Genomic DNA, 16,927 nt, shown 5'->3' with positions numbered 1-16,927 from the left:
GCCAGCACATCCGGACCCTGATGCGGCTGGGCGAAGGCCACGAGGCCGGCCCTGCCGAGCACCGCGACGTCATTCGCCGCTCCTGGCAGCGCTGCCTGGGCGAGTATCGGCTCGATCCCTGCCACCCGCGGCCGGTGCGCGTGCTCACCCAGCAGGCGCTGCGCGACCACCAGGAGTCGGTGGACGAGCTGCTGCACGTGGCCCGCGCCGGGGTCGATCGCCTCTACGGCCAGGCCGCCCAGCTCGGCTACGCGCTGCTGCTCACCGACCGGCGCGGCATCACCGTAGCCTTTCGCGGCCAGTCCGAGCAGGACCAGGCCCTGCGCCGTGCCGGCCTCTACCTGGGCGCCGACTGGAACGAGCGGTATGCCGGTACCTGCGCGGTGGGCACCTGCCTGCACGACGGCCAGGCCATCACCTGCCACCAGGGCGAACACTTCGACGCCACCCACATCGACCTGACCTGCACGGCAGCGCCGATCACCGATCCCCAGGGTCGGGTGATGGCGGTGCTGGACATCTCCGCGCTGCAGTCGCCGCGCTCCCACGAGAGCCAGACCTTCGCCCTGTCGCTGGTCAACCTGCACGCGCGCATGATCGAGGACGCCTACTTCCTGCACCGCTACCGGGACAGCCTGGTCCTGCGCTTCGACAGCGCACGGGAATTCGTGCACCTGAACGGCCGTGGGCTGATCGCCATCGAGGAGGACGGCAGCCTGATCGCCGCCAATCACGAGGGCCGCGCCCTGATCGACGCCCACCTGCGCCGCTGGCCGCCCTGGTCGGCGGCCTGCCTGCCCGGCGCCACCCAGCTGTTCGACGCCGAGCTCGGCGACCTCTTGGGCATTCCGGCCGCGGGCGAGGATCAGATCCGCGCGTTTCGCGCCCGGGCCAACGACGCGACCTGCTTCGTCACCCTGCTCGAGCCGCGCGGACGCCCGCTGAAGGCCACCACCACGGCCGCACCGCGCGATGCGACGGTGCCGGCGCTGGATCGACTCGCCGGCGATGACCCGGCGATGCACCGCCTGCTCAAGCTGGCCCGGCGGTTGCGGAACGAGACCGTGAGCGTGCTGATTCACGGCGAGACGGGCACCGGCAAGGAGGTGCTGGCCCGCGCCCTGCACGACAGCGGCCCACGGGCCCAGGCCCCCTTCGTGGCGGTGAACTGCGCCGCCATTCCCGAGTCGCTGATCGAGAGCGAACTGTTCGGCTACCTGCCCGGCGCCTTCACCGGCGGGCGGCCCAAGGGCATGCGCGGGCTGATCCAGCAGGCCGACGGCGGCACCCTGTTCCTGGACGAGATCGGCGACATGCCGCTGACGCTGCAGACCCGCCTGCTGCGCGTGCTGGCCGAGCGCGAGGTGATGCCGCTGGGTGCCGAGACGCCGGTGAAGGTCGATATCCGCGTGGTCACCGCCACCCACCGCGACGTGACCGAGCTGATCGGTGCCGGCGACTTTCGCGAGGACCTCTACTACCGCCTCAACGGCGCCGAGCTGCGCCTGCCCGCGCTGCGCGAACGCGCCGACCGGCACTACGTGATCCGCCGCGTCCACGACGAGCTCCAGGCCGAACGCGGCCAGTCGCGTCACCTGCGCGCCGACGCCATGAGCGCGCTGCTGGCCCACGACTGGCCGGGCAATATCCGCCAACTCAGAAACGCGCTGGCCTTCGCCATGGCCACCGCGGAAGGCGACGAGATCACCCTTCACGACCTGCCCGAGACCTGCCACGGCGCCGCCGGGCCGACCACCCTCACGGCACCGGCGTCACCGAGCTCGGCACCTACTACGACCTCGGCGGACGGCCAGGCACTGCTCGAGCTGCTCAGGCGCTCGGCCTGGAACATCAGCCAGGTCGCCCGCCAGCTCGGCGTCTCACGCCCCACCGTCTACCGCCGCATGCGTCGCCACGGCCTGGTGGCGCCCAATCACCAGCCCGTCTCGTAGGGCAACAGGGAAAGGCGGCCGCCGCGCCGCCGCCCGCTTGCGCGCCCCCTCTCACTCTTCACTCTCACGCTAATCTCTTCCTGATGCCGTCCGGCTTCTATGCTCAAGACACGGCTCTTCACGATCACGGCGCTTCACGATCGCAACCCTGCACGATCACGACCTTGGTCTAGGCCTCAAAGGCTGCACTTTACGTTAACGTCAACCAATCCTAGGCTGGGCCACATCAGCCGAGCATTCGAACGCTCCCGGACCGACCAACAACGAACGGAGATCGCCGCCATGCACGCCCCCTACACGCCCCTCGACTTCGGCCTCGACGACGAGCTCAACATGCTGCGCGATCACGTCAACGCCTTCGCCCGCGACGAGATCGCCCCGCGCGCCGCCGAGATCGATGCGAACAACGCATTTCCCGCCGACCTGTGGCGGAAGTTCGGCGACATGGGCCTGCTCGGCATCACCGTGCCCGAGGAGGACGGCGGCGCCGGCATGGGCTATCTCGCCCACTGCATCGCCATGGAGGAGATCTCCCGCGCCAGCGCCTCGGTGGGGCTCTCCTACGGGGCCCACTCCAACCTGTGCGTGAACCAGCTCAAGCTCAACGGCTCGGCCTCCCAGAAGGCGAAGTACCTGCCGAAGCTGATCAGCGGCGAGCACGTGGGGGCGCTGGCCATGTCCGAGCCGGGCGCCGGCTCCGACGTGGTCTCCATGAAGCTGCGCGCCCGCCAGGAAGGCGACCGCTTCATCCTCGACGGCAACAAGATGTGGATCACCAACGGCCCCGACGCCGACGTGCTGGTGGTCTACGCCAAGACCGATCCCGACGCCGGCTCCAAGGGCATCACCGCCTTCATCATCGAGAAGGACATGCCCGGCTTCTCCACCGCCCAGAAGCTCGACAAGCTCGGCATGCGCGGCTCCAACACCTGCGAGCTGGTGTTCCAGGGCTGCGAGGTGCCGGCCGAGAACGTGCTCGGCGAGGTCAACAAGGGCGCACGGGTGCTGATGAGCGGGCTCGACTTCGAGCGTACCGTGCTGGCCGCCGGCCCCATCGGCATCATGCAGGCCGCCATGGACGTGGTGGTGCCCTATATCCACGAGCGCAAGCAGTTCGACCAGGCCATCGGCGAGTTCCAGCTGGTGCAGGGCAAGGTGGCCGACATGCTCACCACCCTCAACGCCTGCCGCGCCTATCTCTACGCCGTGGCCGGCGCCTGCGACCGCGGCCACACCTCGCGCAAGGACGCCGCCGGCGTGATCCTCTACTGCGCCGAGAAGGCCACCCAGGTGGCGCTGGACGCCATCCAACTGCTCGGCGGCAACGGCTACATCAACGAATACCCCACCGGGCGGCTGCTGCGCGACGCCAAGCTCTACGAGATCGGCGCCGGCACCAGCGAGATTCGCCGCATGTTGATCGGCCGCGAAGTCTTCAACGAATCGGCGTAACGGCATGGCGGCGCCCAGGCCGCACGTATTCCCGGCGAGGTAGCGAAGGAGCCATTGATGGCCATTCTGAACACCCAGATCAATCCGCGCAGCGAGGGCTTCCAGGCCAACGACGCGGCGATGCGCGCCGAGGTCGGCAAGCTGCGCGAGCTGACCGCCGCCATCGCCCAGGGCGGCGGCGAGAAGGCGCGCCAACGCCACGAGTCGCGCGGCAAGCTGTTCGTGCGCGACCGCATCGACCACCTGCTCGACGAGGGCTCGCCGTTCCTCGAGCTCTCGGCGCTGGCCGCCCACGAGGTCTACGACGACCCGGTGCCCGCCGCTGGCGTGGTCACCGGCATCGGCCGCGTCTCGGGCGTGGAGTGCGTGATCGTCGCCAACGACGCCACGGTCAAGGGCGGCACCTACTTCCCGCTGTCGGTGAAGAAGCACCTGCGCGCCCAGGAGGTCGCCCGCAAGCACCGCCTGCCGTGTATTTACCTCGTCGACTCCGGCGGTGCCTTCCTGCCGCGCCAGGACGAGGTGTTCCCCGACCGCGACCACTTCGGCCGCATCTTCTACAACCAGGCCACGCTGTCCGCCGAGGGCATCCCGCAGATCGCCGTGGTGATGGGCTCCTGCACCGCCGGCGGCGCCTACGTGCCGGCCATGGCCGACGAATCGATCATCGTCCGCGAGCAGGGCACCATCTTCCTCGGCGGCCCGCCGCTGGTGAAGGCCGCCACCGGCGAGTCGATCAGCGCCGAGGACCTGGGCGGCGCCGACGTCCACGCCCGCATCAGCGGCGTGGCCGACCACTACGCCGAGAACGACGCCCACGCCCTGCAGCTGGCCCGGCGCTGCGTGGCACGGCTCAACTGGCAGAAGCGCGGCCGGCTGGCCATGCAGGAATCCCGGCCGCCACGCCTCGACCCCGAGGAGCTCTACGGCATCGTCGGCACCGACCTGAAGAAGCCCTTCGACGCCCGCGAGGTGATCGCGCGGCTGGTCGACGACTCGGCCTTCGACGAGTTCAAGCGCGACTACGGCGACACCCTGGTCACCGGCTTCGCGCACCTGCACGGCCATCCGGTGGGCATCGTCGCCAACAACGGCGTGCTGTTCTCGGAGAGCGCGCTCAAGGGCGCGCACTTCATCGAACTCTGCGCCCAGCGCAAGATCCCGCTGATCTTCCTGCAGAACATCACCGGTTTCATGGTCGGCTCGAAGTACGAGCACGAGGGCATCGCCAAGCACGGCGCCAAGCTGGTCACCGCCGTGGCCTGCGCCAGGGTGCCCAAGTTCACCGTGCTGATCGGCGGCAGCTTCGGTGCCGGCAACTACGGCATGTGCGGCCGCGCCTATGACCCCAACCTGCTGTTCATGTGGCCCAACGCGCGCATCTCGGTGATGGGCGGCGAGCAGGCCGCCGGGGTGCTGGCCCAGGTCAAGCGAGAGCAGTTCGAGCGCGACGGCAGCGAATGGAGCGCCGACGACGAGGCCGCCTTCAAGCAGCCGATCCGCGACCAGTACGAGCACCAGGGCCATCCCACCTACGCCAGCGCCCGGCTGTGGGATGACGGCGTCATCGACCCGGCCCAGACCCGCGACGTGCTGGGTCTGTCGCTGGCCGCCGCCATGAACGCCGACATCGAAGACACGCGCTTCGGCGTGTTCCGGATGTGACGGAGATCGCCATGAACACCGACACCGAATCCCGCCCCCCGATGTGCCACCTCGAGATCGACGACCGCGGCGTGGCCCGGCTGACCCTCGACCGCCCCGAGGTCCACAACGCCTTCGACGACCACCTGATCGGCGAGCTCAACGATCACCTGCGCCGCGCCGGCGAGCTCGCCCACCGCGGCGAGGTGCGCCTGCTGGTGCTGGCCTCGAAAGGCAAGAACTTCTCCGCCGGCGCCGACCTGCACTGGATGAAGCGCATGGCCGACTACGACTTCGAGGACAACCTGGTCGACGCCCGCGAGCTCTCGGCACTGATGCACGGCCTCGACACACTGCCCTGCCCGACCGTCTGCCGCGTGCAGGGCGCGACCTTCGGCGGCGCCGTCGGCCTGGCCGCCTGCTGCGATATCGTCGTCGCCTCCGAGAAGGCCCGCTTCTGCCTCTCCGAGGTCCGGATCGGCCTGTCGCCGGCGGTGATCAGCCCCTACGTGCAGCGCGCCATCGGCGAGCGGCAGCTTCGCCGCTACGCCCTGACCGCCGAGGTCATCGACGCCGCCACCGCCCAGACGCTGGACCTCGCCCACTGCGTGGTCGAGCCCGATGCCCTGGACGCCACCGTCGACGCCATGATCGACACCCTGCTGGCCACCTCGCCCCAGGCCAGCCGCGCCACCAAGGCGCTGCTGGCCGAGGTCGCCCGCGAGCCCGACAGCAACGCCACCCGCGACCATACCTGCCGCATCATCAGCGAGCTGCGGGTGAGCCACGAGGGCCAGGAAGGGCTCTCCAGCTTCTTCGAAAAACGCCGCCCCGCCTGGGCCCCGGATTCCGACACGGAGCGCCATTGATGAGCCCGACGACCCATTCCACCCCGCGCTTCGACACCCTGCTGGTCGCCAACCGCGGCGAGATCGCCTGCCGCGTGATGCGCACCGCGCGCTGCATGGGGCTGCGCACCGTGGCGGTCTACTCCGACGCCGACGCCAACGCCCGCCACGTGCGCGAGGCCGACGAGGCCATACGCCTGGGCCCGGCCGCCGCCCGCGAGAGCTACCTGAACGTGGACGCGGTGATCGAGGCCGCGCGGCGCAGCGGCGCCGGCGCCATTCACCCCGGCTACGGCTTCCTGTCCGAGAACGGCGCCTTCGTCGAGGCGCTGGAGGCCGCCGGCATCGTCTTCGTCGGCCCGCCCGCCCCGGCCATCGCCGCCATGGGCGACAAGTCCGCCGCCAAGGCGCGCATGCAGGACGCCGGCGTGCCGCTGGTGCCCGGCTACCACGGCGAGAGCCAGGACGACGCCCTGCTGCGGGACGAGGCCGGGCGCATCGGCTATCCGGTGCTGCTCAAGGCCAGCGCCGGCGGCGGCGGCAAGGGCATGCGCGTGGTCGAGAACGACGGCGAGTTCCAGGCCGCGCTGGACGGCTGCCGCCGCGAGTCGAAGGCCGCCTTCGGCGACGACCGCATGCTGATCGAGAAGTACCTGGTGCAGCCGCGCCACGTCGAGGTCCAGGTGTTCTGCGACCGCCACGGCAACGGGGTCTACCTGTTCGAGCGCGACTGCAGCGTGCAGCGCCGCCACCAGAAGGTGCTCGAGGAGGCGCCCGCGCCGGGCATGACCGAAGCGCTGCGCCGCGAGATGGGCGAGGCCGCCGTGCGCGCCGCCCGCGAGATCGGCTACGTGGGCGCCGGCACCGTCGAATTCCTGCTGGATGCCGACCAGTCCTTCTACTTCATGGAGATGAACACCCGCTTGCAGGTGGAGCATCCGGTCACCGAGATGATCACCGGCCAGGACCTGGTCGAGTGGCAGCTGCGCGTGGCCATGGGCGAGCGGCTGCCGCTGGCCCAGGACGAGCTGACCATCACCGGCCACAGCTTCGAGGCGCGGCTCTATGCCGAGGACCCGGCACAGGACTTCCTGCCCGCCACCGGCACCCTGGACCGCTTCGCCCTGGACCTCGCCGGCGCCGGCCTCGAGGCCGACAAGGTCCGGCTCGACAGCGGCGTGGAGAGCGGCGATGCCGTGTCGATGCACTACGACCCGATGCTCGCCAAGCTGATCGTCCACGGCGACGACCGCGCCCAGGCGCTGGCCACCCTCAACCGCGCCCTGGCCGCGCTGGACGTGCGCGGCGTGGTCACCAACCGCGCCTTCCTCCAGCGGCTGGCCGGCCATCCAGCCTTCCGCGCCGCCGAGCTCGACACCCGCTTCATCGAGCGCCACGAGGCCACGCTGTTCACCGCCCGCGAAACCGCGCCGGAAGAATACGCCGCCGCGGCGCTGATCGGCCTGCATCAGCTGGCCCGAGAGTGCGAGAGCGACTCGCCCTGGGACCGCCACGACGGCTTCCGCCTCAACGCGGCGCACACTATCCGCATCGCCCTGTGCGCGCCCGAGCATGCGGCGGACGAGGACGACGCCGAGAGCGTCACGGTGGTCGAGGGCCGGCGCGAGCGCGAATCCGCCCCCTGGCAGCTGAGCCTGAACGGCCAGAAGTTCGAGGCCAGCCTCGAGCCGCTGGAGGGCGACGCCGTGGCGGTGACCATCGACGGCCATCGCCGCCGGCTCCAGGCGCGCCTCGTGGGCGAAGGTGGAGAGCGCAATGTCGTGGTGATGGTCGACCCGAGGCGCGAGACCCGGCTTTACTGGCGGCGCATCGACGCCATCGACCACGGCCAGCGCGAGGCCGAGTCCACCCTCACCGCGCCCATGCACGGCACCGTGGTGGCGCTGCTGGCCGAGGCCGGCGCCCGGGTGGAGAAAGGCATGCCGCTGATGGTGATGGAGGCCATGAAGATGGAACACACCCTGGCCGCCCCCGCCGACGGCCACGTGGAACGCTTCCACTTCGCCGCCGGCGATACCGTCGGCCAGGGCGACGTGCTGCTGGAATTCGCGCCGGAGGAGTAACCCATGACATTCCCCCCTCACGTTCGCCTGGTCGAGGTCGGCCCCCGCGACGGGCTGCAGAACGAGCCCGAGGCGATCGACACCGGCACCAAGCTGGCCCTGATCGACCGCCTGGGCGCGGCGGGCCTCACCCACATCGAGGCGGCGAGCTTCGTCTCCCCCAAGTGGGTGCCGCAGATGGCCGACCACCGCGAGGTGATGCACGGGCTGCGCCGCCACGAGGGCGTGACCTACTCCGCCCTCACGCCCAACCTCAAGGGCCTGGAAGCCGCGCTGGAATGCGGCGTCGACGAGGTCGCGGTGTTCGCCGCCGCCTCCGAGGCCTTCTCGCGGAAGAACATCAACTGCTCGGTGGCGGAGTCGCTCGAGCGCTTCGCCCCGGTGCTGGAGCGCGCCCGCGAAGCCAACGTCCGCGTGCGCGGCTACGTCTCCTGCGTGCTCGGCTGCCCCTACGAGGGCGAGATCGCCCCCGCCAGGGTGGCCGAGGTCGCCAGGTCGCTGCATCAGATGGGCTGCTACGAGATCTCGCTGGGCGACACCATCGGCACCGGCACCCCGCTCAAGGCCAAGCGCATGCTCGAAGCCGTGACCCGGGACGTGCCGATGGAGCGGCTCGGCGCCCACTTCCATGACACCTACGGCCAGGCGCTGGCCAACCTCTACGCCGTGCTCGAGGAAGGCATCGCGGTAATCGACAGCTCGGTGGCCGGGCTCGGCGGCTGCCCGTATGCGAAGGGCGCCTCGGGCAACGTGGCCAGCGAGGACGTGGTCTATCTGCTCGACGGCCTCGGCATCGCACACGGCGTCGACCTGGAGAAGCTCGCCGCCGCCGGCAGCTGGATCACCCGCGCCATCGGCCGGCCCAATCGCTCCAAGGCGGGCGTGGCATTGAGCAGCCGCTAGGCGGCTGCCCTCTCTCCATAGCCACCAAGGCGCCTCGGGCAACGTGGCCAGCGAGGACGTGGTCTACCTGCTCGACGGCCTCGGCATCGCGCACGGCGTCGACCTGGAGAAGCTCGCCGCCGGCAGCTGGATCACCCGCGCCATCGGCCGGCCCAATCGCTCCAAGGCGGGCGTGGCGCTGGCCTCGCAGTAGGCTCTCTCCCAAGAAGCTCCCCGTCAGCCCGCGCCAGAACGCAGAAGCCCCGAACCGGCTGACCGGCTCGGGGCTTTATTCTGGCGCAGGCCTCACCACGGTCCGGCACCGGGACGCCGACGAACGCGGGCAGCGCTTTGGCTCGCGAGCCCGCTAGGACTCGCGCCACTCCCCCTTCCGGTATGCCAGGATCTCCCCGCTCCGGTCGTCCAGCGAGAACAGGTGGAGCCAGCCGTTATCCACCAGCGACCCGAGCATCTCGTGACGCTCGACGATCGAGGCGATGGCTTCCGGAGGCGCCGCGAGGTAGGCGCTAAGACGCAGGGGCTCGTGGCGCCAGCGCTCGCCGTCGTGCAACGACTGCAGCGGCAGGCCGATGCGCAGGTCGCCGCCGTTGCCCTCGAAGACGCCGATGTGCCCGCCGACCACGTTGTGCAGTACCTTGTTGCCGCTGCCGAACTTGCGATTGTCGGTGACGGAGGCGTTGTACTGCATGTTGATCCAGTGGGCGACCACCATGGGCGCGGTCATGATCAGCTCCAGCCGCGAGAAGTCGGTATCCGAGCGCCAGTCGTAGTCGTGCAGGAAGCTGCGCCCGCCGAGGTCGAGCGGCGCCGTGAGCCGCCGCGGCGCGGCGATGAAGCTGGCGTTGTTGGCCAGGCCCCACTCCGGGCGCGTCTGCGACCAGTCGGCGCCGCGGCGATCGAGGGTCTTCTCGAGCTCCGGTGCATCGGCCGACAGGCCGAGCCTCGGCGCACGCTCGCGCCGGGCCTGGGCGCCGGCCCGTTCGAGCCAGGAACGCTCCTCCTCGCTCAGCGCGAAGGCATCCGTCTCCCCTTCCGGCAGCTCGATGCGATCGGTGATGGTGTGATGCAGCGCCGGCACGAAGCGGGTCGTCTCCGGGATCACGAGGCCACCCTCGGCCAGCGTCTCGCGCAGCGCGGGATCGTTGAGCAGCCTCGCCAGGGCTCTCACCGAGACCTCCCCCGACTGCCCACCGCAGGCCCCGCACTCGAGCCCCGCGGCATGCGGGTTGTTGCTGCTGTGGCTGCCGTGCCCCACCAGCAGCACCCGGGGAGAGAGGTGCTCGGTGAGCCCCATGGCCCCCAGCACGGTCCGCGCCAGCGCCGCCTTGTCGGCCAGGGTCAACGCCTCGCCGCTGTCGCGCCAGTGCCAGCCGAGCGCGTCCATGGCCAGCGGCTCGCGCTTGGCCTTGGCCTCGAGCGAGCGGCGCAGCAGCTTGCCGGCATAGAGCAGGCCGCCCGCTTCCACCGCGGTGAAGCTGGCACTCGCTGTGCGGCTCCATTCCTGCAGGCGCGCCTTCCAGTTCAGCCGCTTCGCCGAACGAGCCTCACCCTCGCAGGAACCGCTCCTGAGGGTCACCCGGGGCGCCAGCAGACCCGGCAGATGGGGCTGGGCCAGCGCGGTGCCATCCTGCTGGTGTTCCAGGGGCAGGCCGAAGAAGCCGGCGAAGCCCAGGGTCTGGATGGCCGGGCTCTGGCTTTCTAGCGCGCGACGCAGCGGCTCGGAGCGCACGTCGATGCAGAACACCGCCTGCAGACGAGGTTCGCTCGGCGACGGGGCCGAGGCACGCACCGCCCCGCCCAGGGCATGGTGCAGCGGCTGCTGGTAGGCCAGCTCGCCGGCGAGCTGCCACACCCACAGGGGCCGCTGGGCGCGCCGATGGCGCTCGACCCGCTGCGGCATCTCCAGCAGTTCCGCGTGCCAAAGACGGGTCAGGCGATCGCCCTGATCGGGATGCTCCGCCCGGATGTAACGCCACAGCGCCAGCTCCCACGCCAGGCGCATCGCCAGCAGGCTGCGCATGTCCGAGGCGGGCCCCGCCCTCTCTTCCTCCGGCGTGGCCAGCGCCTGCTGCCAGTCCTGGTAGGCGACCCAGGCGGCCCAGCCGTTGATGTCGAGCAGCAGCGCCTGGGCATAGCTCTCGAGACGCTCGGCGTCCACTTCCAGCTCGGCGACGGCGGCCTGAAAGAGCCCGTCCTCGGTGTCCGGCAGGGTCTTGAAGTAGCGCCGCAGCGACGGCTCGCCCATCAGGATGGCGATGCCGCGATCCTTCAGGGTCATCTCCCGCCAGTGCTGATAGAGCCGCTTGCCGCGGGGCGCCTGCAGACGCTCGGCGTTGAGCGGCCCATCCTCCTGAAAGTAGGCGGCGCAGAACTGGCTGATCTGCTGGGTGATCTCGTCACGCCAGGCCATCTTGTGCTGGCGGTCGCGACGGGCATCGATCAGGTCGCTGATGTTGTGCCAGTGGGGCAGCCGGCCGAGTTCCTCGACGACGTCCAGCAGGTTGCGGTAGCCGCCACGGTAGTCGAGCCGTTCGGCCGCTTCCTCCAGGTGCTCCGACGTGATCTCGCCACGTTGCCAGGCGCCCAGGTAATGGCTCGGCGGCATCAGGCAGTGGACGTTGCCCAGCGCCGAGAGCCGCGCCGACACGGTCGCGGCGTCCTCACCGCGCTGGGTCCAGTAGGGGCTCACCGCGATCAGCCGATCCAGCGGCCAGCTCGGGGCGATGCGTGCGCAGGCGCGATCCAGCGCCGCGTCCTGTTCGTCGGTCAGCGGCGCGACGTCGTTGGCGTCGGCCGGGCGCGCGATCCGGGGATGTTCGAGACTCGTCATTGGGCACTCCCGCGAAAGGCTGTGTGCAGCTGCTTGGCCCTGATCCGGCCGGGCAGGTCGTGGGGCCAGAGCCTGAGAGTGTTCCGGGTGACCCACTCGTCCAGGTAGAAACCGGCATAGCAGTAGCGGTTGAGCGTCTGCGAGGCCGGGTAGTGAAGCCCATGGCGCTTCAGCCAGTAGCCCGCGAAGAGCAGCACGAACAGCGCACTCACCCACAGGTCGCCCCAGAGCGAGACGCTGTGGCCGGTCTCGGGCAGGAAGGCGGCGAACAGCGTCTTGAGCCCGACGTAGGCGAGCACCACCAGCGCGGCCAGGCCGACAAAGCCGACGACGGAGCCCGCGGTACGCTCGCTGTTGCGCTCGGCCAGCAGCACGGTCAGGGCGAGGGCGAGCAGCACCCAGGGGCTGTTGGCGTCGAAGGCCGCCGCCTCGGTCAGGCCGCGGGCCAGCGCCACCACCGCCGCCACCAGCGACATGCTGATCAGGCCGGCCACCAGCCACTGGCCTGGCGTGGGGCTGCGCCCGGGGGCCTGGCGTCGCAACAGATCCTGTTCGACCGCCTCGCCCGAACTCAGGAAGGCGTAGGCCTTGTAGCAGGAGTGCGCCAGCAGGTGCAGCATCGCCAGCTCCGTCAGCCCCAGGGCGATCTCGACCAGCATCAGGCCCATCTGGGCACTGGTGGACCAGGCCAGGCGCACCTTGATGCTGACGCGGGTCATCATGACCAGCGCCGCCAGCACGCTGCCGAGGCCGGCCACCGTCAGGACCAGCGCCTGGGCCGGGCCTGACCGCAGCAGCAGCGGCGAGAATAGCAGCAGCAGGTAACCGCCGAGGTTGATCACGCCGCCGTGCAGCGTGGCCGACACCGGCGTGGGCGCCTCGACCACCTGAATCAGCCAGCCGTGCAACGGCAGCTGGGCGCACTTGATCAGCGCCGCCATCGCGAGCAGGCAGGCCGCCGCCTGTTCGCCCAGGGTCAGGGCGCCGTCGGCCGAGGCATAGTCGCTCACGATGACGCTGATCCGCCCGGTGTCATGGTGCAGGTAGAGCAGCAGGAAGGCCGTCATGGCACAGAGCTCGGCGGCGCGGGCGAAGAGGAACTTCTTGTGCGCCGCCAGCGCCGCGCGGGGGCGGTCGGGATAGAACATCAGCAGCTGATGCATCGCCAGGCTGATGCCCAGCCAGGCGAACAGGAACGCGAGGAGATGGTCACTGAGCACCGCCACGCTCACCGCGGCAAACACCGCCTGAACGAGCGCGACGAAGCGCCGCTGGCGCGGCTCGCCCTGCAGGTAGGTAGCGCTGTAGCGCACCACCACGAAGGCGATGAAGTTGGCCAGCAGCAGCATGACCAGCTGCAGCATGCCGCTATGCCACCAGCCGGCCACCGCCGGAAGCCCCGATGCCAGCCCCAGCACCATCAACGAGGCCGACAGCAGCAGGCCACTGGTGGTCGTGATCCGGCCGATGCGCCAGGCACGCCCGCGGGGGCCGCGTGCGCTCGTCACTGCCCCCAGCGCCAGGATGGCCGGCACCAGGGTGAGCAGGAAGGTGAAGAACAGCGCATGTCCGTGCATGGAGGGCCTCCGGTGATCCATGGAGCGAGCAGTATCCGGCGAGCCACTTTTTAATTAAAATAGATATTTATTGATCTATCGTTCTATAAAAAAGAACCCAATGAGCCGACTCAACTACCATCACCTCTACTACTTCTGGCGCGTGGCCCGCGAAGGCAAGCTCACGCGGGTGGCGGAAACGCTGCACCTGTCGCAGAGCGCCCTCTCGGCACAGATCCGCAAGCTGGAAGACAGGATGGGCAAGCCGCTCTTCGAGCGACGCCACCGCGCCCTGGTGCTGACCGAGGCAGGCCGACGGGTGTTCAACTATGCCGAGGTGATCTTCACCAAGGGCGAGGAGCTGGAATCGCTGATCAGCCGCGGTATCGAGCCGGAGTATCAGCGCCTGCGCATCGGCACGCTCTCCACCATGTCGCGCAACTTCATCGAGGGCTTCATCGCTCCCCTGCTCAACCAGAGCGGCCAGCGCGTCCACTTCAGCCTGCACGCCCGCGACATGGCCAACCTGCTCGATGGCCTGGCCCGCCACGAGCTCGACGTGGTGCTCACCAATACCCAGATGCCGCCATCCGATTCCCCGGACGCCTCCTGGCAGAGCCAGCTGCTGGCCCGACAGCCGCTGTCGATCATCGGCCCGCCCGACTCGACGCCCGGCCGGCCCTTCCCGGAAGGCTTCGACGACATGCGCTGGGTGCTCCCCGGCGAGCATCACGAGATTCGTCGTGCCTTCGATGGCCACTGCAGCCTGTACCAGTATCGGCCGAAAATCCTCGCCGAGGCCGACGACATGGCCATGCTGCGCCTGCTGGCCCGGGACAGCGGCGCGCTGAGCGTGATGCCCGAGGTGGTGGTCAAGGACGAGCTACAGCAAGGGCGACTGACCCGCCTGGAGCAGCTGCCCAACGTCTACGAAAACTTCTATGCCATCACCCTGCCCCGGGAGTTCATGCCGGGCATCGTCTCGGAGCTGCTGGCACGGCCTTTGAAGGACATGGCATAGGTCGGTCGCCCTGTAGTCCCAACGAAAAGCCCCGAGCCGGGAGACCGGCTCGGGGCTTTGCTGTAACCACGCGCCACTTCAACACGCTCTACGGCATGCTGACGTGGCCGACGACTCAGGCGCTGGCCTTCTCGGCGGCCAGGGCGGCGCGATGCGCGTGCAGCTTCTTGTAGCTCTCGATCAGGCGCTGGTGACGCTCCAGGCCCTCGAGCTGCATGCCGACCGGCTCCAGGCCCGGGAAGCGGACCGTGCCGTTCACCGCACCCACCACGGTCTCCATGGTCTCTTCGCCGAACATCCGCTTGAAGTTGTAGAGGAAGTCCTCGAGCTCAAGCTCGTCGTCCAAAGCGATCTCCAGCACCGCGTTCACGGCCTGGTAGAACAGCCCGCGCTCGACGGTGTTGTCGTTGAACTGCAGGAACATCTGCACCCGATCCAGCGCGTCCTCGAACTGACCGAGCGCCAGATTGGCCATCAGCTTGAGCTCGAGGATGGTCAGCTGGCCCCAGACGGTGTTCTCGTCGAACTCGATGCCGATCAGGGTGGTGATGGTCTCGTGATCGTCGATCTGGGTCTCTTCCAGGCGCTCCAGCAGGTCACTCAGCTGCTCGTCGTCGAGGTCGTGCAGATGCAGGATATCCTCGCGGAACAGCAGCGCCTTGTTGGTGTTGTCCCAGATCAGGTCCTCCACCGGATAGACCTCGGAGTAGCCCGGCACCAGGATGCGGCATACCGGCGCGCCCAGGTCCTCGTGCACGGCCTGGTAGGCCTCCAGCTCGAGCGCCTCGAGGATGCCGAACAGGCCTGCGGCCTCCTCTTCCGTACTGTTGGAGCCGCTGCCGGAGAAGTCCCACTCGACGAACTCGACGTCGGCCTTGGAGCTGAAGAAGCGCCAGGACACCACGCCCGAGGAGTCGATGAAGTGCTCGACGAAGTTGTTGGGCTCGGAAACCGCCAGCGAGTTGAAGGTGGGCGGCATGAAGTCGTTCAGACCCTCGAAGCTACGGCCCTGCATCAGCTCGGTCAGGCTGCGCTCCAGCGCCACCTCGAAGCTCGGGTGCGCGCCGAAGGAGGCGAACACGCCGCCGGTCTTGGGGTTCATCAGCGTGACGCACATCACCGGGAACTGACCGCCGAGGGAAGCGTCCTTGACCAGCACCGGGAAGCCCTGGGCCTCCAGCGCCTCGACGCCCTCGAGGATGTGCGGGTACTTCTGCATCACCTCCAGCGGCACGTCGGGCAGCGTGATCTCCTCCTCGATGATCTGGCGCTTCACCGCCCGCTCGAAGATCTCCGACAGGCACTGCACCTGGGCCTCCGGCAGGGTGTTGCCGGCGCTCATGCCGTTGCTGAGGAACAGGTTCTCGACCAGGTTCGACGGGAAGTAGACCGTCTCGCCGTCGGACTGGCGCACGTAGGGCAGCGAGACGATGCCGCGCTCGGCGTTGCCGGAGTTGGTGTCGATCAGGTTGGAGCCGGCCAGCTCACCCTCCGGGTCGTAGATCGCCCGGCAGTGGTCGTCGAGGATGCCCTCCGGCAGCGAGTCGTGCGGCCCCGGCTGGAACCACTTCTCGTCCGGATAGTGGACGAAGTCGTGATTGGCGAGGTCCTGGCCGAAGAACTGGTCGTTGTAGAAGAAGTTGCAGCTCAAACGCTCGATGAACTCGCCCAGCGCCGAGGCCAGCGCGCTCTCCTTGGTGGAACCCTTGCCGTTGGTGAAGCACATGTTGGAGTGGGCATCGCGAATGTGCAGCGACCACACGTGGGGCACGATGTTGCGCCACGAGGCGATCTCGACCTTCATGCCGAGGCGCTCGAAGATCGCCGTCATGTTGGCGATAGTCTGCTCCAGCGGCAGGTCCTTGCCCTCGATCCAGGTGCTCTCGCCCTCCTCCGGCTTGGCCATCAGCAGCGCCTGGGCGTCCTCGTCCAGGTTCTCGACCGTCTCGATCTGGAACTCGGGGCCGGTCTGCACCACCTTCTTGACCGTGCAGCGCTCGATGGAGCGCAGGATGCCCTGGCGATCCTTCTCGGAGAGGTCCTCCGGCAGCTCGACCTGGATCTTGAAGATCTGCTTGTAGCGGTTCTCCGGGTCGACGATGTTGTTCTGCGACAGCCGGATATTCTCGGTGGGAATATCACGCGCGTTGCAGTAGACCTTGACGAAATAGGCCGCGCACATGGCCGACGACGCCAGGAAGTAGTCGAAGGGACCGGGGGCCGAGCCGTCGCCCTTGTAGCGGATCGGCTGGTCGGAGATGACGGTGAAATCGTCGAACTTGGCCTCCAGCCGGAGGTTGTCGAGATAGTTGACCTTGATTTCCATTGACAAAGCACCGGATTCGTGTGTGGGGCGGCCGTAGCGCGTAGCCGGCCATTATCCAGCTTTTGGCGGGCTTCGTCTTGGGCGGGTGGTCAAAAATTCGCCGCGGGCGGGGCCAAGGGATGGCTGATGGTCCCTATGGCTTGGCGGGGCGAGGTGCCATGGTAATGAGGAAATTTGTAACGCCAAAGCTCAGTTGCCGATCGAAGCGCGCCAGCGCTTTGGGCGGTCAACTGCATGAGGTGTGACGGTATTTACCTGACAGTCGGCCGCTGAAAAGCAAAGTGGCCATAGTGCCCCCCGTGGGTTATAGA

10 protein-coding genes and 1 pseudogene are annotated in these 16,927 nt (G+C 68.9%); 8 read left to right on the top strand and 3 right to left on the bottom strand.

Translation table 11 applies throughout. The features are described 5' to 3' along the window. Positions 1-20 precede the first annotated feature (20 nt). The 7 genes and pseudogenes from CVH10_RS13990 to CVH10_RS13960 form a co-directional block, all read left to right on the top strand. Entirely contained in the window at positions 21-1,952 is a 1,932-nt protein-coding gene (locus CVH10_RS13990) for a sigma-54-dependent Fis family transcriptional regulator (RefSeq protein ID WP_106488998.1), read from the top strand. Positions 1,953-2,234: 282 nt separating this feature from the next. Beyond that, positions 2,235-3,404: an isovaleryl-CoA dehydrogenase gene (locus CVH10_RS13985; RefSeq protein WP_106488997.1), complete on the top strand. Its 1,170-nt coding sequence runs from the start codon at positions 2,235-2,237 to the stop codon at positions 3,402-3,404. A gap of 57 nt (positions 3,405-3,461) precedes the next feature. Next, positions 3,462-5,069, top strand: a complete 1,608-nt coding sequence (locus CVH10_RS13980; protein WP_035595629.1) for a carboxyl transferase domain-containing protein — start codon at positions 3,462-3,464, stop codon at positions 5,067-5,069. A gap of 41 nt (positions 5,070-5,110) precedes the next feature. Next, complete coding sequence (locus CVH10_RS13975; RefSeq protein ID WP_106489044.1) at positions 5,111-5,917, top strand: enoyl-CoA hydratase-related protein; 807 nt, start codon at positions 5,111-5,113, stop codon at positions 5,915-5,917. After that, positions 5,917-7,980, top strand: coding sequence for an acetyl/propionyl/methylcrotonyl-CoA carboxylase subunit alpha (locus CVH10_RS13970; RefSeq protein ID WP_106488996.1), 2,064 nt, complete (start codon positions 5,917-5,919; stop codon positions 7,978-7,980). The genes CVH10_RS13975 and CVH10_RS13970 overlap by 1 nt, the downstream gene beginning before the upstream one ends. Before the next feature lie 3 nt (positions 7,981-7,983). Further along, positions 7,984-8,883, top strand: a complete 900-nt coding sequence (locus CVH10_RS13965) for a hydroxymethylglutaryl-CoA lyase (protein WP_106488995.1) — start codon at positions 7,984-7,986, stop codon at positions 8,881-8,883. Positions 8,884-8,908: 25 nt separating this feature from the next. Beyond that, a pseudogene (locus CVH10_RS13960) lies at positions 8,909-9,076 on the top strand (hydroxymethylglutaryl-CoA lyase); the annotation flags it as partial. Positions 9,077-9,229: 153 nt separating this feature from the next. Here the strand turns inward: CVH10_RS13960 and CVH10_RS13955 are convergent. Next, a complete protein-coding gene (locus CVH10_RS13955) occupies positions 9,230-11,713 on the bottom strand; it encodes a YbcC family protein (protein WP_106488994.1) in 2,484 nt (827 codons plus the stop codon). Then, a complete protein-coding gene (locus CVH10_RS13950; RefSeq protein WP_106488993.1) occupies positions 11,710-13,290 on the bottom strand; it encodes an NADH-quinone oxidoreductase subunit L in 1,581 nt (526 codons plus the stop codon). The genes CVH10_RS13955 and CVH10_RS13950 overlap by 4 nt, the downstream gene beginning before the upstream one ends. Before the next feature lie 100 nt (positions 13,291-13,390). Here CVH10_RS13950 and CVH10_RS13945 point away from each other — a divergent pair, with 100 nt between their 5' ends. Continuing rightward, the gene (locus CVH10_RS13945; protein ID WP_035595638.1) at positions 13,391-14,290 is read left to right on the top strand and encodes a LysR family transcriptional regulator; all 900 of its coding nucleotides are present in this window, start codon (positions 13,391-13,393) and stop codon (positions 14,288-14,290) included. Positions 14,291-14,405: 115 nt separating this feature from the next. Here the strand turns inward: CVH10_RS13945 and CVH10_RS13940 are convergent, their stop codons facing one another. Next, on the bottom strand, positions 14,406-16,616 hold the full coding sequence (locus CVH10_RS13940) for an OsmC domain/YcaO domain-containing protein (protein ID WP_106488992.1): 2,211 nt from the start codon (positions 16,614-16,616) through the stop codon (positions 14,406-14,408). Positions 16,617-16,927: the final 311 nt, after the last annotated feature.

Source organism: Halomonas sp. ND22Bw (genome assembly GCF_003011945.1).
Lineage (GTDB): Bacteria > Pseudomonadota > Gammaproteobacteria > Pseudomonadales > Halomonadaceae > Halomonas > Halomonas halophila.
Note: the sequence above shows the minus strand (reverse complement) of the source record. Positions and strands in the feature narration are given on the sequence as shown.